The 13,081-nt window shown below is 75.9% G+C and carries 16 protein-coding genes; 11 read left to right on the plus strand and 5 right to left on the minus strand.

The features are described from left to right. The first annotated feature begins 36 nt into the window (after positions 1-36). From ACQP1P_RS33670 to ACQP1P_RS33685, 4 genes are all read left to right on the plus strand, one after another. A complete protein-coding gene (locus tag ACQP1P_RS33670) occupies positions 37-1,077 on the plus strand; it encodes a LacI family DNA-binding transcriptional regulator (protein ID WP_433077118.1) in 1,041 nt (346 codons plus the stop codon). 114 nt (positions 1,078-1,191) lie between these two features. Next, on the plus strand, positions 1,192-1,818 hold the full coding sequence (locus ACQP1P_RS33675; protein WP_433077120.1) for a TetR/AcrR family transcriptional regulator: 627 nt from the start codon (positions 1,192-1,194) through the stop codon (positions 1,816-1,818). 74 nt (positions 1,819-1,892) lie between these two features. After that, complete coding sequence (locus ACQP1P_RS33680; protein ID WP_433077122.1) at positions 1,893-2,483, plus strand: TetR family transcriptional regulator; 591 nt, start codon at positions 1,893-1,895, stop codon at positions 2,481-2,483. A 105-nt stretch (positions 2,484-2,588) separates the two neighbouring features. Then, a complete protein-coding gene (locus ACQP1P_RS33685; RefSeq protein WP_433077124.1) occupies positions 2,589-3,179 on the plus strand; it encodes a hypothetical protein in 591 nt (196 codons plus the stop codon). Positions 3,180-3,182: 3 nt separating this feature from the next. Here the strand turns inward: ACQP1P_RS33685 and ACQP1P_RS33690 are convergent, their stop codons facing one another. Beyond that, on the minus strand, positions 3,183-3,920 hold the full coding sequence (locus ACQP1P_RS33690; protein ID WP_433077126.1) for a GntR family transcriptional regulator: 738 nt from the start codon (positions 3,918-3,920) through the stop codon (positions 3,183-3,185). Between the two features lie 47 nt (positions 3,921-3,967). On the opposite strand from ACQP1P_RS33690, the gene ACQP1P_RS33695 reads away from it, so the two are divergent. The 5 genes from ACQP1P_RS33695 to ACQP1P_RS33715 all read left to right on the plus strand — a co-directional run bounded on the left by ACQP1P_RS33695 (position 3,968) and on the right by ACQP1P_RS33715 (position 8,121). After that, positions 3,968-4,621 carry an N-acetylmannosamine-6-phosphate 2-epimerase gene (locus ACQP1P_RS33695; RefSeq protein ID WP_433077128.1) on the plus strand — a complete coding sequence of 218 codons (654 nt, stop codon included), beginning with the start codon at positions 3,968-3,970 and terminating at the stop codon, positions 4,619-4,621. Beyond that, positions 4,618-5,511: an ROK family protein gene (locus ACQP1P_RS33700; RefSeq protein ID WP_433077130.1), complete on the plus strand. Its 894-nt coding sequence runs from the start codon at positions 4,618-4,620 to the stop codon at positions 5,509-5,511. Before ACQP1P_RS33695 ends, ACQP1P_RS33700 begins: the two co-directional genes overlap by 4 nt. Positions 5,512-5,608: 97 nt before the next feature. Next, positions 5,609-6,346: a hypothetical protein gene (locus ACQP1P_RS33705; protein WP_433077132.1), complete on the plus strand. Its 738-nt coding sequence runs from the start codon at positions 5,609-5,611 to the stop codon at positions 6,344-6,346. A 186-nt stretch (positions 6,347-6,532) separates the two neighbouring features. Next, positions 6,533-6,988 carry an SRPBCC family protein gene (locus ACQP1P_RS33710; protein ID WP_433077134.1) on the plus strand — a complete coding sequence of 152 codons (456 nt, stop codon included), beginning with the start codon at positions 6,533-6,535 and terminating at the stop codon, positions 6,986-6,988. A 35-nt stretch (positions 6,989-7,023) separates the two neighbouring features. Further along, entirely contained in the window at positions 7,024-8,121 is a 1,098-nt protein-coding gene (locus tag ACQP1P_RS33715; RefSeq protein WP_433077136.1) for a substrate-binding domain-containing protein, read from the plus strand. A gap of 55 nt (positions 8,122-8,176) precedes the next feature. Here the strand turns inward: ACQP1P_RS33715 and ACQP1P_RS33720 are convergent, their stop codons facing one another. Beyond that, complete coding sequence (locus ACQP1P_RS33720) at positions 8,177-8,566, minus strand: nuclear transport factor 2 family protein (RefSeq protein ID WP_433077138.1); 390 nt, start codon at positions 8,564-8,566, stop codon at positions 8,177-8,179. Between the two features lie 203 nt (positions 8,567-8,769). On the opposite strand from ACQP1P_RS33720, the gene ACQP1P_RS33725 reads away from it, so the two are divergent. Further along, on the plus strand, positions 8,770-9,402 hold the full coding sequence (locus ACQP1P_RS33725; RefSeq protein ID WP_433077140.1) for a DUF4360 domain-containing protein: 633 nt from the start codon (positions 8,770-8,772) through the stop codon (positions 9,400-9,402). On the opposite strand, the gene ACQP1P_RS33730 is transcribed toward ACQP1P_RS33725, so the two are convergent. Then, positions 9,362-10,414, minus strand: coding sequence for a zinc-binding dehydrogenase (locus tag ACQP1P_RS33730; protein ID WP_433077142.1), 1,053 nt, complete (start codon positions 10,412-10,414; stop codon positions 9,362-9,364). The two genes, ACQP1P_RS33725 and ACQP1P_RS33730, sit on opposite strands and share 41 nt — an antisense overlap. A gap of 55 nt (positions 10,415-10,469) precedes the next feature. Here ACQP1P_RS33730 and ACQP1P_RS33735 point away from each other — a divergent pair, with 55 nt between their 5' ends. Continuing rightward, positions 10,470-11,225 carry an AraC family transcriptional regulator gene (locus ACQP1P_RS33735; protein ID WP_433077144.1) on the plus strand — a complete coding sequence of 252 codons (756 nt, stop codon included), beginning with the start codon at positions 10,470-10,472 and terminating at the stop codon, positions 11,223-11,225. Between the two features lie 91 nt (positions 11,226-11,316). Here the strand turns inward: ACQP1P_RS33735 and ACQP1P_RS33740 are convergent, their stop codons facing one another. Then, complete coding sequence (locus ACQP1P_RS33740) at positions 11,317-12,222, minus strand: NAD(P)-dependent oxidoreductase (protein WP_433077146.1); 906 nt, start codon at positions 12,220-12,222, stop codon at positions 11,317-11,319. Continuing rightward, positions 12,219-13,073 (minus strand): class II fructose-bisphosphate aldolase, encoded by an 855-nt coding sequence (locus ACQP1P_RS33745; protein WP_433077148.1) that lies wholly within the window; start codon positions 13,071-13,073, stop codon positions 12,219-12,221. Before ACQP1P_RS33745 ends, ACQP1P_RS33740 begins: the two co-directional genes overlap by 4 nt. Positions 13,074-13,081: the final 8 nt, after the last annotated feature.

The raw sequence follows: 13,081 nt of genomic DNA on the forward strand, positions 1-13,081 counted from the left end.
CGTCAATGCCGCCCTCGCCCGGCCTATCATGCGGGCATGACCGAGACGAATCCCGAGCCCAGGGGCGGGCGGCGGCCGCGGGGCTCGGTGACCGTGGCCGCGATCGCACGGCTGGCGGGGGTGTCGCCGCCGACGGTCTCGAAAGTGCTGAACGGTCGCTCCGGCATCGCGGTCGACACCCGCGAGCGCGTCGAGGCGCTGCTGCGCGAGCACGGGTACCGGCGCACCGACGGAACCTCCGCGCTGCCGATCGTCGAGGTCGCCTTCTCCGGCCTGGAGAGCCACCTCGCGGTCGAGATCATGCGCGGGGTCGAGGAGGTCGTGCGCGACCGCGGCCTGACCGTCGGCTTCACCGACCTGCAGGGGCGCGCCCCGCGGGCCGGGCGCCGCACCGCCGACCTGCTGCTGGCGCGCCGCCCGGCCGGCGTGATCGCGGTGCACTCGGCCTATCGCGGGCAGTACTATCAGCAGCTCACGGCCAGCGGCGTGCCCCTCGTGGTGCTCGACCCGACGGGCGAGCCGGTGCACGACACCCCGTCGGTGGGCACCACGAACTGGTCCGGCGGGATCGCCGCGGCCCGCCACCTGCTCGACCTCGGGCACCGGCGCATCGCCGTCATCACCGGGCCGGCGCAGTTCATGTGCTCCCGGGCGCGGCTCGAGGCCGCCCGGGCCGCGCTGGAGACGGCCGGCGTGGCGCTGGACCGCGGGCTGGTGCGCAGCGGGCGCTTCACGTTCGACGACGGCGCCGCGCTCGGCGCCGAGCTGCTGGCCCGGCGGGACCGGCCGACGGCGATCCTGTGCGGCAACGACCTGCAGGCGCTCGGGGTGTGCGACGCGGCCCGGCGCGCGCGGCTGCGCGTGCCCGGGGACCTCAGCGTCGTGGGCTTCGACGACCTGGAGGTGGCGCGCTGGTGCGGGCCGCCGCTGACCACCGTGCGTCAGCCGTTCGCGGGCATGGGGCGGGCCGCGGCCGAGATGGTGCTGCGGCTCGCGGCCGGGCAGCCGGTCGAGCCGTCGCGGGTCGAGCTCGCCACGTCGCTCGTGCTGCGGGAGAGCACCGCGCCGCCGGCGTGAAACTTCCACGGAAACGTTGCCGCGCCGTACCGAAAACTCCGCTGGATTACCGCCGGCGAGCTTCGGGTACGGTGTCCGAATTCGGGAGGGGGCGGGCGACGTGGAGGTGGCGGGGTGGCCGAACGGCCGTCCGGGCGCGGCGAGACCTACGGCGGGCAGAGCCGGGAGGAACGGGCCGCGGACCGGCGGGAGCGGCTCGTGGCGGCGGCGGTGCGGCTGTTCGCGAGCCGGGACTACGACGACGTCACCGTTGCCGATGTGTGCGCCCTCGCCAAGGTCTCGAAGCGGTACTTCTACGACCACTTCGCCGATCGCGAGGCGCTCGTGCTCACGCTGCACCGCGAGGTCAACGGCTGGCTGCTGACCGAGGTCGCGGCCGCGGCGCCCCAGCGCGCGGACGGCCTCGACGCGGCGCTGCGCCCGATGCTGGCCGCGCTGGTGCGGCTGCTGGCCGAGCACCCCGAGCGCGCCCGGATCGTCTACATCAACGCGCCGCGGATGGAGCTGCGCCGGCGCGGGGTGCTGCGCGAGGAGGCGGAACTGTTCGGCCGGGTGCTCGCGCCCCTGGCGCCGGCGCTGCGCGCGGACCCGGTGCGCTACGAGCGCACGATCCTGGCGCTGATCGCCGGCGTCAGCGAGGTGCTGATCGACTGGGTCTGGCACGACATGCGCGAGGCCGCCGAGCCGCTCGTCGAGCACCTGACCGGCCTGTGCGTGGCGCTGCTCGGGCAGCGGCCGTAGTCCAGGGGGGTGCGCGCCGGGCGCCCGGCGTGCGCCGAGCCGGTCGCGCCGCTGGTAGCGGGTACCGTATCCGGATGACCGCGCCCCCGAACCGACGCCGGGACGCCGCCAAGACGCGCGCGCTGCTGCTCGACGCCGCGCGGGCGCGGTTCGCGCGGGACGGGTACCGGACCACCACGCTGCGGGACATCGCCGAGGACGCGGGCGTCAACGTGGCGCTCATCGCGCGGTACTTCACGTCGAAGGAAGGACTGTTCGAGGCCTGCCTGACCGCGGCCGTCGACGAGCTGCGGCGCGAGACGGGGGACGTGCCGCTGCGGGAGGTACACCTCGTGATCGCCGAGCAGGCCGCGCGGATCGGGCCCGAGGGCGCGCCCGGCCAGCTCGCGCTGCTGCTGCGCTCCTCCGGCGACGAGCGCGCCGACGAGATCCGCCGCGGCGTCCTGCGCACCTCCGCCGAGCGGCTCGCGGCCGCCGCCGGGCGGGAGCCCGGCGACGAGGAGGTGCTGCTGCGCGCCCAGATGGTCCTCGCCGCCTCGCTCGGCATCGTGCTGCTGCGCTCGGTCGGCGCGATGGAGCCGCTGCAGTCCGCGGATCGCGACGCCCTGGCCGGTCCCCTGCGCGACCTGATCGCCGCGCTGCTGCCCACAGGTCCCGGTCACTGAGGGGCCGTTGGTCCCGCCGGGTGGGTCGCTTCGGCACGGGTGCCCGAGCCTCGTCCTTGCGACGCTGTTGGTGTCACAAGAGAGCGCGGCAGGAGGCCGAGAGCCATGAGCACCTCGCACGTCAACCACACCGCAGCCAGCCACCTCGAGCGGGTCGAGGCCCCCGGGAGCATGCTGACGAAGACCGCCGCGAAGGCGCTCGCGGTGCTGCGGTACGCCACCGGCTTCGTCTTCCTGTGGGCCTTCGCCGACAAGCTCCTCGGCCTCGGCTACTCGACCCCCTCGGCCAAGGCCTGGATCAACGGCGGCAACCCCACCAAGGGCTTCCTCGCCAACGTCGACGCCGGCCCCCTGCAGGGCTTCTTCCACACCATCGCCGGCACCTGGTACGCCAACTGGGGCTTCATGCTCGGCCTGCTCGGCATCGGCCTCGCCCTCACCACCGGCATCGGCATGCGCATCGCCGCCGCCTCCGGCACCCTGCTCATGGCCTTCATGTGGCTTGCCGAGTTCCCCCTCGCCCAGCACACCGCCAAGGGCACACCCACCGGCTCGACCAACCCCCTCACCGACTACCACGCCATCTACGCCATCGTCATGATCGTCCTCGCCGCCGCCTACGCCGGCCAGACCTGGGGCCTCGGCAAGCACTGGGCCAAGCTCCCCCTCGTCCAGCGCAACCGCTGGCTCATCTGAGCGCTACTCGCCCCCCGAGCGGCGGCCGGCTCTCGCAGGAGAGCCGGCCGCCGCTGTGGTGACGGCGATCTCGAAGGAGTAGCGGTCGCCCCGGTACGTCGACATCGCGCGCTCGACGGGGCGGTCGCGCTCGTCGAACGCGGTGCGCTCCACGAGCAGGGCCGGGCTGAACGGCGGGGCGTCGAGCCGGGCCGCGGCCTGCGGGTCCAGGACGGTCGCGCGGATGGACTGCTCCGCGTGCGTGATCCGGATCCGGTACCGCCGCTGCAGCTGCGCGTAGAGCGAGCCCTCGATCGTCGTGAGACCCGGCACGAGCGCGGCGGGGAGGTACGCGTGCTCCAGGCACATCGGGATGCCGTCCGCCGTCCTCACCCGCTCCACGTGCACCACCTCGTCCGCGGGGCTCAGCGACAGGGCGGAGCCGATCTGCGGGCCGGCCGCGACGGTCTCGAAGACGCGCAGCACCGAGCCGGGGACGAGCCCCCGGCGGCGCATGTCCTCGGTGAAGGACGTCAGCTCGATCGTCTTCGCGATGGGCGGGCGGGCCACGAAGGTGCCGGCGCCCTGCACGCGGTAGACCCGGCGCTCCCGCTCCAGGCGGTCCAGCGCGTGGCGGACGGTCATGCGGCTCACGCCGAACGCCTCGGCCAGCTCGCGCTCGGGTGGTAGGCGTTGGTCTGGACCAATTCCGCCCTGGATGAGCGTTTCGAGGTGTGCGTGAAGGCGCTCGTGCTTCGTCACACCATGATGTTAGCGTGAATGGACTAGACCACTTATGGAGGTACCGCATGCTGGAGGCGCTCACCGGCGGGCTTGTGGTGTCGTGTCAGGCGCCCGACGGCCATCCGCTGCGCTCACCCGACGTGATCGCGCGGCTGGCGCAGTGCGCGGCGCTCGGCGGCGCGGTGGCCGTCCGCGTGAACTCGCCCGAGGACGTGCGGGCCGTCAAGGCCGTCGTCGACCTGCCGGTGATCGGGCTGCACAAGGTCAAGGCGCCGGATCGGTACCTCATCACGCCCCACTGGCCCCTGGTCGAGGACCTCGCCGCGGCCGGGGCCGACATCATCGCCGCCGAGGCGACCGGGCGCGGCGACCTGCCCGTGGCCGAGCTGGTGCGGCGGGTGCACGGGCTCGGGCTGCCGCTCCTGGCCGACGTCGCCACCGAGGCGCAGGGGCTCGCGGCGTGGGCGGCCGGCGCGCAGCTCGTGGCGACGACGCTGTCCGGCTACACCGCGGACAGTCCACAGGGGACGCAGCCGGACCTCGCGCTCGTGGCGAACCTCGCCGCCGCCGGGGTGCGCACGGTCGCCGAGGGCCGGCTCGCCACCACCGAGCACCTGCGGCACGCGTTCGCCCTCGGCGCCTTCGCGGTCGTCGTCGGCACGGCGATCACGGACCCGCTCGCCCTGACCCGCGGCCTGGTCGCCGCCACCCAGCGATGAACCCGGGACAGCCGGCGGCGGGCACCGCGCTCGGCATCGACATCGGCGGCACGAAGATCGCCGCCGCGCTCGTGCACGCCGACGGCTCCACCGGCCCCCTGCACCGCGTGCCCACGCCCGCGCGCGAGGGCCCGGCCGCCGTGCTGCGCGCCGCCGCGGACCTCGGCCGCCGGGTCGTCGGCGACGGCGCGGTGCTCGGCTGCGGTGTCGGCACGGCCGGCGCCGTCGACCCGCACGGCCGCGTCACGCACGCCACCGACTCGCTGCCGGGCTGGACCGGGACCGACGTGCGCGCCGCGCTCGCCGAGGCCCTCGGCGTCACCGTGCTCGTGCGCAACGACGTGCAGGCGATGGCCGTCGCCGAGGCCGCCTGGGGCGCCGCGGCCGGGGCCGGCACCGCGCTCGTGGTGGCCGTGGGCACGGGCATCGGCGGCGCGCTCGTCGCCGGCGGCTCGCTGCTGACCGGCCGGCTGGGCCTGGCCGGCAGCATCGGCCACCTCCCGGCGACCGCGTCCCTCGGCCGCCGCTGCGGCTGCGGGGCCGCCGACCACGTCGAGTCCTATGCGGCCGGACCGGCGATCGCCGCCGACCACGCGCGCCGGGCCGGCCTGGACACGGCCCCGCGCCTGCAGGACGTGCCCGGCGACAGCCCCGCGATCGCCTTCGCCGCCGAGATCCTGGGCCACGGCCTGGCGGCGGCCGCGAACCTGCTCGACCCGGACGCGATCGTGCTCGGCGGCGGCGTGCTCGGCCTCGGCGAGCCGTTCCGCGCCGCGGTGCTCGACGCCCTGCGGGCCGCGGCCCTGCCCGGCATCGCCGGCGTCGCGGTCCGCTCCCCCGCCCTCGGCCCGGCGGCGGTCCTCGCGGGAGCGGCCCACCCGCTGTTCTGAGCGCCCCCGGAAGGTGCGCGGCGTAGCGCCTGCGTTACCCCGCGGACTCCCCTCAGCGCCATGGCCGTCGCGGGCGCGGGCCGCGAGGCTCGGTGCCATGCCTCGCAAGCTGATCGCCCTCGCCGTCGTGCTCGTCGCCGCGTTCCTCCTCGCGCCCGGGCCGGTCGCGGCCATCGGGTCGGACCGGGCGCTCGCCGACCCGGACGGCCTCGCCGACCGGCTCCGGGCCGGATTCGTCGACTTCTGGCGCACCGGCGAGCGCGGCCCGGACCTCACAGCGGTCGTCCACTTCTGGTTGCGCTACCACCTCGTCAAGGGCGCCCTCGCAGCGCTGCTGCTCGTCGTGCTCGCGCTGCTCGGCCGGCGCCTCCTCGCCGCCGGCCACCGCTGGGCCACGATCGGCGTCGCGGGCGCCGGGCTGCTCGCGCTCGCGACCGTGATGGCCAACGTCCAGGGCGCCGTCGCCCCGTTCTCGTCCCTGCTGCCGATGCTCACCGAGAGCGCTCCGGACGCGGCGCTCGCCGAGACGCTCGGGCAGATCCGCCGGCAGCTCGCGAGCGGCGAGCCCGGCCCGGCGCTGCGGGCGATGGTCGGCGACTTCGGCGCGTACCACGCGGCGATGGCGGTCGTCGCCGCCGTCGCCGCGATCGGGCTCGTCGGGGCGAGCGTGCTCGGATGGCGCCGGTTCGCGGCCACGCGGGCGGCCGTGTGGGGCGGGCTCGGCGCGATGGCGACGCTGGCGTCGCTCGCGGTGCTCGTGGTCGTCATCGCCAACGCGGGCACCGCGGACGACCCGGCGCCGGCTCTCCTCGCGTTCTTCGAGGGCGGCTGGTAAGGCCGGCCAGCTGAGGGCGGCTGAGGGCGGCTGAGGCCGGTGCAGCGCCGGGCCGCTCTCCGGGCGTCGATCACGGCCGGGCCGGGGCGGGCCCGCGACGGCCTGCCGGAGGGCGTCACCGGCCGGCACGCCACCACGGCGGAAGGCCGGTCGGCGCGGGCGGCGCACGGGTGCTTCGATGAGGGCATGACCCGAGTCGTCTCCGCCGGCCTCGACATCGCCGCGCCCGCCGCCGTCATCTTCGAGCTCATCGCCGACCCGGCGCAGCAGCCGCGCTGGGACGGCAACGAGAATCTGCGGGAGGCGGCGGCCGGGCAGCGCGTGCGGGCCGTCGGCGACGTGTTCGTCACGACGCTGACCACGGGCGGCGTCCGGGAGAACCACGTGGTCGAGTTCGCCGAGGGGCGGCGCATCGCGTGGCGGCCGAGCGAGCCGGGCCGGCCCCGGCCCGGGCACCTGTGGCGGTGGGAGCTCGAGCCCGTCGACGACGGGAACACGCGGGTGACGCACACGTACGACTGGAGCGACCTCACCGACGAGCACCGCCTCGCGCGGGCGCGGGCGACGACGGCCGACAAGCTGCGGGCGTCGCTGGACCGCCTCGCCGAGCTCATCCGGCGGGAGCGCCCACACAACGATTGACGAGGCATCATCCGCCATCTATGTTAACGAACACCATGGCGGATCGGCTGTTCGGCGTGCAGCGCCACGAGCGGCTGCTCAGCGAGCTGCGCCGGTCCGGATCGGTGCGCGTCGCCGCGCTGGCGCGTGAGCTCGGGGTCAGCGAGCTCACCATCCGCCGCGACATCGCCGCCCTGGCCGAGCGCAACCTCCTCACCCGCGTGCACGGCGGGGCCACGCTGCCCGGCCAGGGCCCGGCCCCCGACCCGCCCCGGCCGCCGAAGGGCATGCGGTTCACCATCGGCGTCGTCGTGCCGTCGCTGGACTTCTCCTGGCCGCCGGTCGTGGCCGGGGCGCGGGCGGCCGCCGCGGCGCTCGGGGTCGCGCTGCGGCTGCGCGGCTCCTCCTGCGACCCCGACGAGGACCGGCGGCAGATCGGCCGGCTCGTCGAGGACGACCGGGTCGAGGGGCTGCTGCTCGCGCCCAGTCTCGACGCCGGGATGATCGCCTGGATCGGGCGGCTGCCGGTGCCGGCGATCCTCGTCGAGCGCCAGCCGCACCGGTGGACCGCGACGCCGCGGCAGCTGGAGTGGGTGCGCAGCGACCACGCGCTCGGCGCCGAGATCGCCGTGCACCACCTGCACCAGCAGGGGCACCGGCACATCGGGCTGCTGCTCTCGCCCGGCAGCCCCACCTCCGAGCACCTGCTGCAGGGGTGGCGGGCCGCCTGCGCCGACCTGGGCATCCCCGACGCGATGGTCGTCGCGCTCACCGGCGGCGAGCAGCGCGGCAGCATCCGCGACATCGTCGCGCAGTGCCGCCGCACGCGCGTCACCGCGCTGATCGTGCACAGCGACCCCGACGCGGTGCCGGTCGCCCGGTGGTGCGCCGAGCACGGGGTGGCGGTCCCCGACGAGCTGGCCCTGGTGTCGTACGACGACGCGTCCGCCCACCTCGCCGAGCCCGCCCTGACCGCGGTCCGCCCGCCGAAGCACCACGTCGGGCGGCTGGCCGTCGAGCTCATGGTGTCCCGCCTCCTCGACGGCGACCGGCGGCCCTCCCAGCGCGTGCTGGTCGCGCCCGAGCTGGTGGTGCGGCACTCCTCGCTGTCGCCGGTCCGCCGGCCCGGCATGTTCGGTGCCGCACGTTGCTGACCTTCCGCGTCCGCTTCGCGGCGGGGCGCCGGCCATGTGGGCCTCGGTGACGCCGCTAGGCGCCGGCCTCGCGCTTGATCTGGTCGAACTGCGCGGCCATCGCGGCCGCCACCGCCTGTGCGGCCGACAGCGGGCGGACCATGACGGTGAAGTCGTCGATCAGGCCGTCCTCGTCCAGGTGCAGCAAGTCGCAGCCCTCGACGGCCACGTCGCCGATCCTGGCCGCGAAGACGAGCGCGTGGTCCCGCCCGCCCGGGCCGCCGAGCTCCCGGACGTAGCGGAAGTCCTCGAAGACGCGCAGCACGCCGCGCAGGATCGCCGCGACCAGCGGCTTGCCCTCGTACGGCCGGAAGGCCACGGGGCTGTGGAAGACCACGCCGGCGGCCAGCGTCGCGGCGATGGCCTCGGCATCGCGCGCCTCGACCGCGCTCCGAAAGCTGATCATGCGCCGAGCCTAGACCGGACCCGTCCGCCCGGACGAACCCGACCGGGCGGACGAACCTGACCGAACGGACGAGGGGCCGATCCGTCGAGCAGCGCCCGACAACGACCTGAGCGGCCAGGCCGGACCACCCGACCCTCGCCGCCTTGACTCCATAGAGTGACGGAGACAACGCGCCCAGTGCGCTTGGATCTTCGGGGGGTTCCATGTTTCACGCCGTCACCGCCGGTGCCATGCTCCTGTCCTCGCTCACGGCGCCCGCCGCGGCCGCGACGCCGCCGCCACCGCCGAACGAGGTCAGCATCAGCGTGGTCACCGCCAACGGCTCCGGCTGCCCGGACGGCAGCGCCGCGGTCTCCGTCTCGCCCGACAGGAAGGCCTTCACGGTCACCTACAGCGAGTACATGGCCCAGGTCGGGGTCGGGACCAAGCCCACCGACTTCCGCAAGAACTGCCAGCTCGCCCTCGACGTGCACATCCCGCAGGGATTCACGTACGCCATCGCGGAGGCCGACTACCGCGGCTACGCCCACCTCGAGCGCGGCGCGACCGGCACGGCGGTGGCGAGCTACTACTTCCAGGGCAACGCGCAGACCGCCCGGGCCAGCCATCCGTTCAACGGCCCGCTGGACGACAACTGGCAGACCAAGGACGTCGTCGGGGTGACCGCGCTGGTCTTCGAGCCCTGCGGCCAGCAGCGCAACCTCAACATCAACACCGAGCTGCGGGTCAACGCCGGCCGCTCCAACCCCAGGAAGACCACGAGTTTCATGAGCATGGACTCGACGGACGCCAGCTTCAGCACCGTGTACCAGGTGGCCTGGAAGCGCTGCCCGTAACACCCGCGGCGGCCGCGGCACCCGCCCGGGCGCCGTGGCCGCCCGGCAGCATCACCACCTTGCCGGCGGCCCGGTTCTCCTCCATGTACCGGTGGGCCTCGGCGATGTCGTCCAGGCCGAAGACCCGGTCGACGTTCGGCCGGTAGACGCCGGCCTCGACGTTGCGCACGACCCGCTCGAGCACGGCCGCGCCCGCGGCGCCCTTGACGTCGTCACTGTGGAACGCCGTGAGGCGGGTGCCGGAGGGGATCGCCGCGATCGGCTCGAAGCCCTCGATCAGCCATCCGCCGAGGGAGCCCGCCACGCAGACGGTGCCGCCCCGGCGGACCAGGCGCAGCGAGCCGGCGACGGTGCTCGCGCCGACGAGATCGAGGACGTGGCTCGGCCCCGCGCTCCACGGCGTGCGCAGCGGGCCGCCGTCGTCGAGCAGCACGTGCTCGACGCCGGCCGCACGCAGCGCGCCCGCCTTGCCCGGCCGGCGGGTCGTGGCCGCGACCTCGACGCCCCGGCCGCGCGCGATCGACGCGGCGGCCAGGCCCACCGAGGACGTACCGCCCCGGATCAGCAGCCGCTCGCCGGGGCGGACGCCCAGCGCGTCGAGGGCGCCGTGCGCGGTCAGGTACGTCTCCGGCAGCGCGGCCAGCACCTCCCAGGGCAGCGTGGTGCGCACCGGCATGAGCAGGGCGTCGGGCAGCAGCGCGTACTCGGCGTAGCCGCCGTCGAAGCGCCGCCCCATCTCCCCCATCACCGCCGCGACCGTCGTGCCCTCCCGCAGCGCGGGATCGGCCGAGGCGGCCACGACCCCCACGCACTCGATCCCCAGCACCCGCGGGAACCGCACGCCCGGGGAGTGCCCCTGGCGGGTCCGCAGCTCCGAACGGTTGAGGCCCGCGCCCATCACCCGCACCAGGCTCCAGCCCGGCCGTACGGCCGGCACCGGCAGCTCCCGGATCCGCAGCACCTCGGGGCCGCCCGCCCGCACACAGACCGCCGCTCGCATCGTCGTCGTCATGCCCTGCACGATCGCCGCGGGACCGGGTGGCCGTCCACCGGTAACATGCCAAAGCATGCCCGTAGCCCGCCAATCCCGGATCTGGCCGGCCGGGGGCGTGCACCTGTGGCCGTCGGGCGGGACCAGCGCGGCCCACACCCACCCGCGCGGGCACCTGCTGTACGCGGCCGGCGGCGTCCTGTCCGTGCACACCGAACGCGGCACGCTGATCGTCCCGGCCAACCGGGTCGCCTGGGTTCCGGCCGGGTCCGCGCACCACCACCGGGCCCACGGCGAGACCGACATGCGGATCGTGTTCCTGCCGGCGTCGCTCGCCCGGCTGATCCCCGGGCAACCGGCGGTCTTCCTCGCCTCCGGCCTCGCCCGGGAGGTCCTGCTCACCCTCACCGGCCCGCGCCCGCTCGAGCGCGGCCCGCGCGCCCGCCTGCACCGGGTCCTGGCCGACGAGCTCCGCGCGGCCCCCGAGCAGCCCCTGCGCCTGCCCGAGCCGCGCGACGACCGGCTGCGGGCCGTGGCCCGCATCCTGGACGAGGACCCGGCGGACACCAGCTCGCTGGCCGCGCTCGGCCGGCGGGTCGGGGCCGGCGCGCGCACGCTCAGCCGCCTGTTCCACGACGAGCTCGGCACGACGTTCTACGAGTGGCGCACCCAGCTGCGCATCGGGCACGCCCTCGTCCTGCTCGCCGAGGGCCACGACACGACCCGGGTCGCCCACGCGTGCGGGTGGGCGAACCCGAGCGGCTTCATCGCCGCCTTCACCGCGATCGTCGGCACCACGCCGGGCCGCCACCGCCAGCACCCGGCGGGCTGAGCCGCGGGCCGGGCCGGCGGACCGGGCCGCGGGCCGAGCCGGCGGACCGGGGCCGGGCCCGCGCCGGTCAGCGCGGGCCGTGGCGGGGCGGTCACGCGGCCAGGGCGGCCAGCAGGTTGTCCACCGCGGCCTCGGCCGCGCGGCGGGAGCTCTCCGCCGTGGCCGCGCCGAGGTGCGGGGTCGGCAGGACGCGGGCCTCGCGCAGCAGCTCGGAGGGGGCCGGCGGCTCGCGGTCGAAGGCGTCGACGGAGTAGAACGCGATCCGCCCCGACCGGATCTCGGCCAGCAGCGCGGCCTCGTCGACGAGTGTCGAGCGGGCCGTGTTCAGCAGCACCACGTCGTCGCGCAGCAGGGCCAGCTCGGCGGCGCCGAGCAGGGGCCCGCCGGGCGACGGGGGCACGTGCAGGGAGACGACCTCGCTCGTGCGCAGCAGATCGTCGAGGGGCAGCAGTGGTACGTCCGCCGCCGTCACGAACGGGTCATGGGCCACGACCGTCATCTCCAGGCCGCGGGCGAGGCCGGCGAGCCGGCGCCCGATGGCGCCGTAGCCGACGATGCCGAGCGTGCGGCCGGCCGCCTCCCGGCCGGTGCTGCGCCGCCAGGTGCCCGCGCGCAGGGCGTCCGCGGCCTCGGGCAGGCCGCGCAGCCCCATCAGGGCCAGGGCCAGGGCCAGCTCCGCCACGCCCTGGGCGTTGGCGCCGCGCGCGGTGAGGACGAGGACGCCCCGGTCGGCGGCCGCGCGCGCGTCGATCGCGTCGCTGCCGGCGCCGTTGCGGCTGATGACCCGCAGGCGGTCCGCGCGCGCCAGGACGTCGGCGCCGATGGGCTCGACGCCCGCGACCCAGCCGACGACGCCGGGCACCGCCTCCAGCAGCTCCTCGGTGGTGGGCTGGCGGCCCGGCGACGGCGTGACGATCTCGTAGCCGGCGGCGGTGAGCCGGTCCAGCGCGGGCGATCCGGCCGCGGACATGCTGCGCGGCGTGACCAGGATCCTCATGCCGCCACGCCCGGCGCCTGCGGGTTGAGCACGCGGATCAGGCGGGTGACCTCGCCGGCCATGGCGGCGCGGGCGGGCGCCACGTACTTGCGCGCGTCCATGACCGACGGGTCCGCCCCCAGACGGTCGCGGACCACGGCGGTGAAGCACTTGTTCAGGTGGGTGGCGATGTTGACCTTCGTCATGCCGGAGGTCACCACGCGGGCCAGGGTCGCGTCGTCGACGCCGGAGGAGCCGTGCAGCACGAGCGGTACGGCGACCCGGGCCGCGATCGCCGCGACCAGCTCCAGGTCGACGACGGCGTCGCGGGTGGCCATGGCGTGCGAGGTGCCGACGGCCACGGCCAGGCAGTCCACGCCGGTGTCGGCGACGAAGCGCTCGGCGTCGCCGGGGTCGGTGCGCACGCCGGGCGCGTGCACGCCGTCCTTGCCGCCGACCTCGCCCAGCTCCGCCTCGACGGCGACCCCGGCGGCGTGGCAGAAGGCGACGACCTCGCGCGTGACGGCGCGGTTGCGGGCGTCGTCGAGCTTGGACCCGTCGTACATGACGGAGGTGAAGCCGAGGCGGACGGCCTCGCGGACCAGCTCGACGTCCTCGGCGTGGTCGAGGTGCAGGACCACCGGGACCGTGGCGGCCTCGGCGAGGGCCAGGCAGGCCTGGGCCAGGGGGCGCAGGGAGCCGTGGTAGCGGACCGCGTTCTCGCTGATCTGCATGATGAGCGGCGCCTGGGCCGCCTCGGCGCCGGCGACGAGGGCCTCGCCGTGCTCGAGCAGGGTCGTGTTGAAGGCGCCGACGCCGTACCCGCTGGTGCGGGCGGCGGCGAGGATGGGGCGTGGGTCAGCGAGGGGCACGGGGGAAC

This window comes from Dactylosporangium sp. CA-052675 (genome assembly GCF_050947935.1).
Taxonomy (GTDB): domain Bacteria; phylum Actinomycetota; class Actinomycetes; order Mycobacteriales; family Micromonosporaceae; genus Dactylosporangium.

Coding starts and splice junctions, on each gene's coding strand:
- ACQP1P_RS33670 (WP_433077118.1), top strand. CDS start 37: ATGACCGAGACGAATCCCGAGCCCAGGGGCGGGCGGCGGCCGCGGGGC.
- ACQP1P_RS33680 (WP_433077122.1), top strand. CDS start 1,893: ATGACCGCGCCCCCGAACCGACGCCGGGACGCCGCCAAGACGCGCGCG.
- ACQP1P_RS33685 (WP_433077124.1), top strand. CDS start 2,589: ATGAGCACCTCGCACGTCAACCACACCGCAGCCAGCCACCTCGAGCGG.
- ACQP1P_RS33695 (WP_433077128.1), top strand. CDS start 3,968: ATGCTGGAGGCGCTCACCGGCGGGCTTGTGGTGTCGTGTCAGGCGCCC.
- ACQP1P_RS33700 (WP_433077130.1), top strand. CDS start 4,618: ATGAACCCGGGACAGCCGGCGGCGGGCACCGCGCTCGGCATCGACATC.
- ACQP1P_RS33705 (WP_433077132.1), top strand. CDS start 5,609: ATGCCTCGCAAGCTGATCGCCCTCGCCGTCGTGCTCGTCGCCGCGTTC.
- ACQP1P_RS33710 (WP_433077134.1), top strand. CDS start 6,533: ATGACCCGAGTCGTCTCCGCCGGCCTCGACATCGCCGCGCCCGCCGCC.
- ACQP1P_RS33715 (WP_433077136.1), top strand. CDS start 7,024: ATGGCGGATCGGCTGTTCGGCGTGCAGCGCCACGAGCGGCTGCTCAGC.
- ACQP1P_RS33720 (WP_433077138.1), bottom strand. CDS start 8,566: ATGATCAGCTTTCGGAGCGCGGTCGAGGCGCGCGATGCCGAGGCCATC.
- ACQP1P_RS33725 (WP_433077140.1), top strand. CDS start 8,770: ATGTTTCACGCCGTCACCGCCGGTGCCATGCTCCTGTCCTCGCTCACG.
- ACQP1P_RS33730 (WP_433077142.1), bottom strand. CDS start 10,414: ATGACGACGACGATGCGAGCGGCGGTCTGTGTGCGGGCGGGCGGCCCC.
- ACQP1P_RS33735 (WP_433077144.1), top strand. CDS start 10,470: ATGCCCGTAGCCCGCCAATCCCGGATCTGGCCGGCCGGGGGCGTGCAC.
- ACQP1P_RS33740 (WP_433077146.1), bottom strand. CDS start 12,222: ATGAGGATCCTGGTCACGCCGCGCAGCATGTCCGCGGCCGGATCGCCC.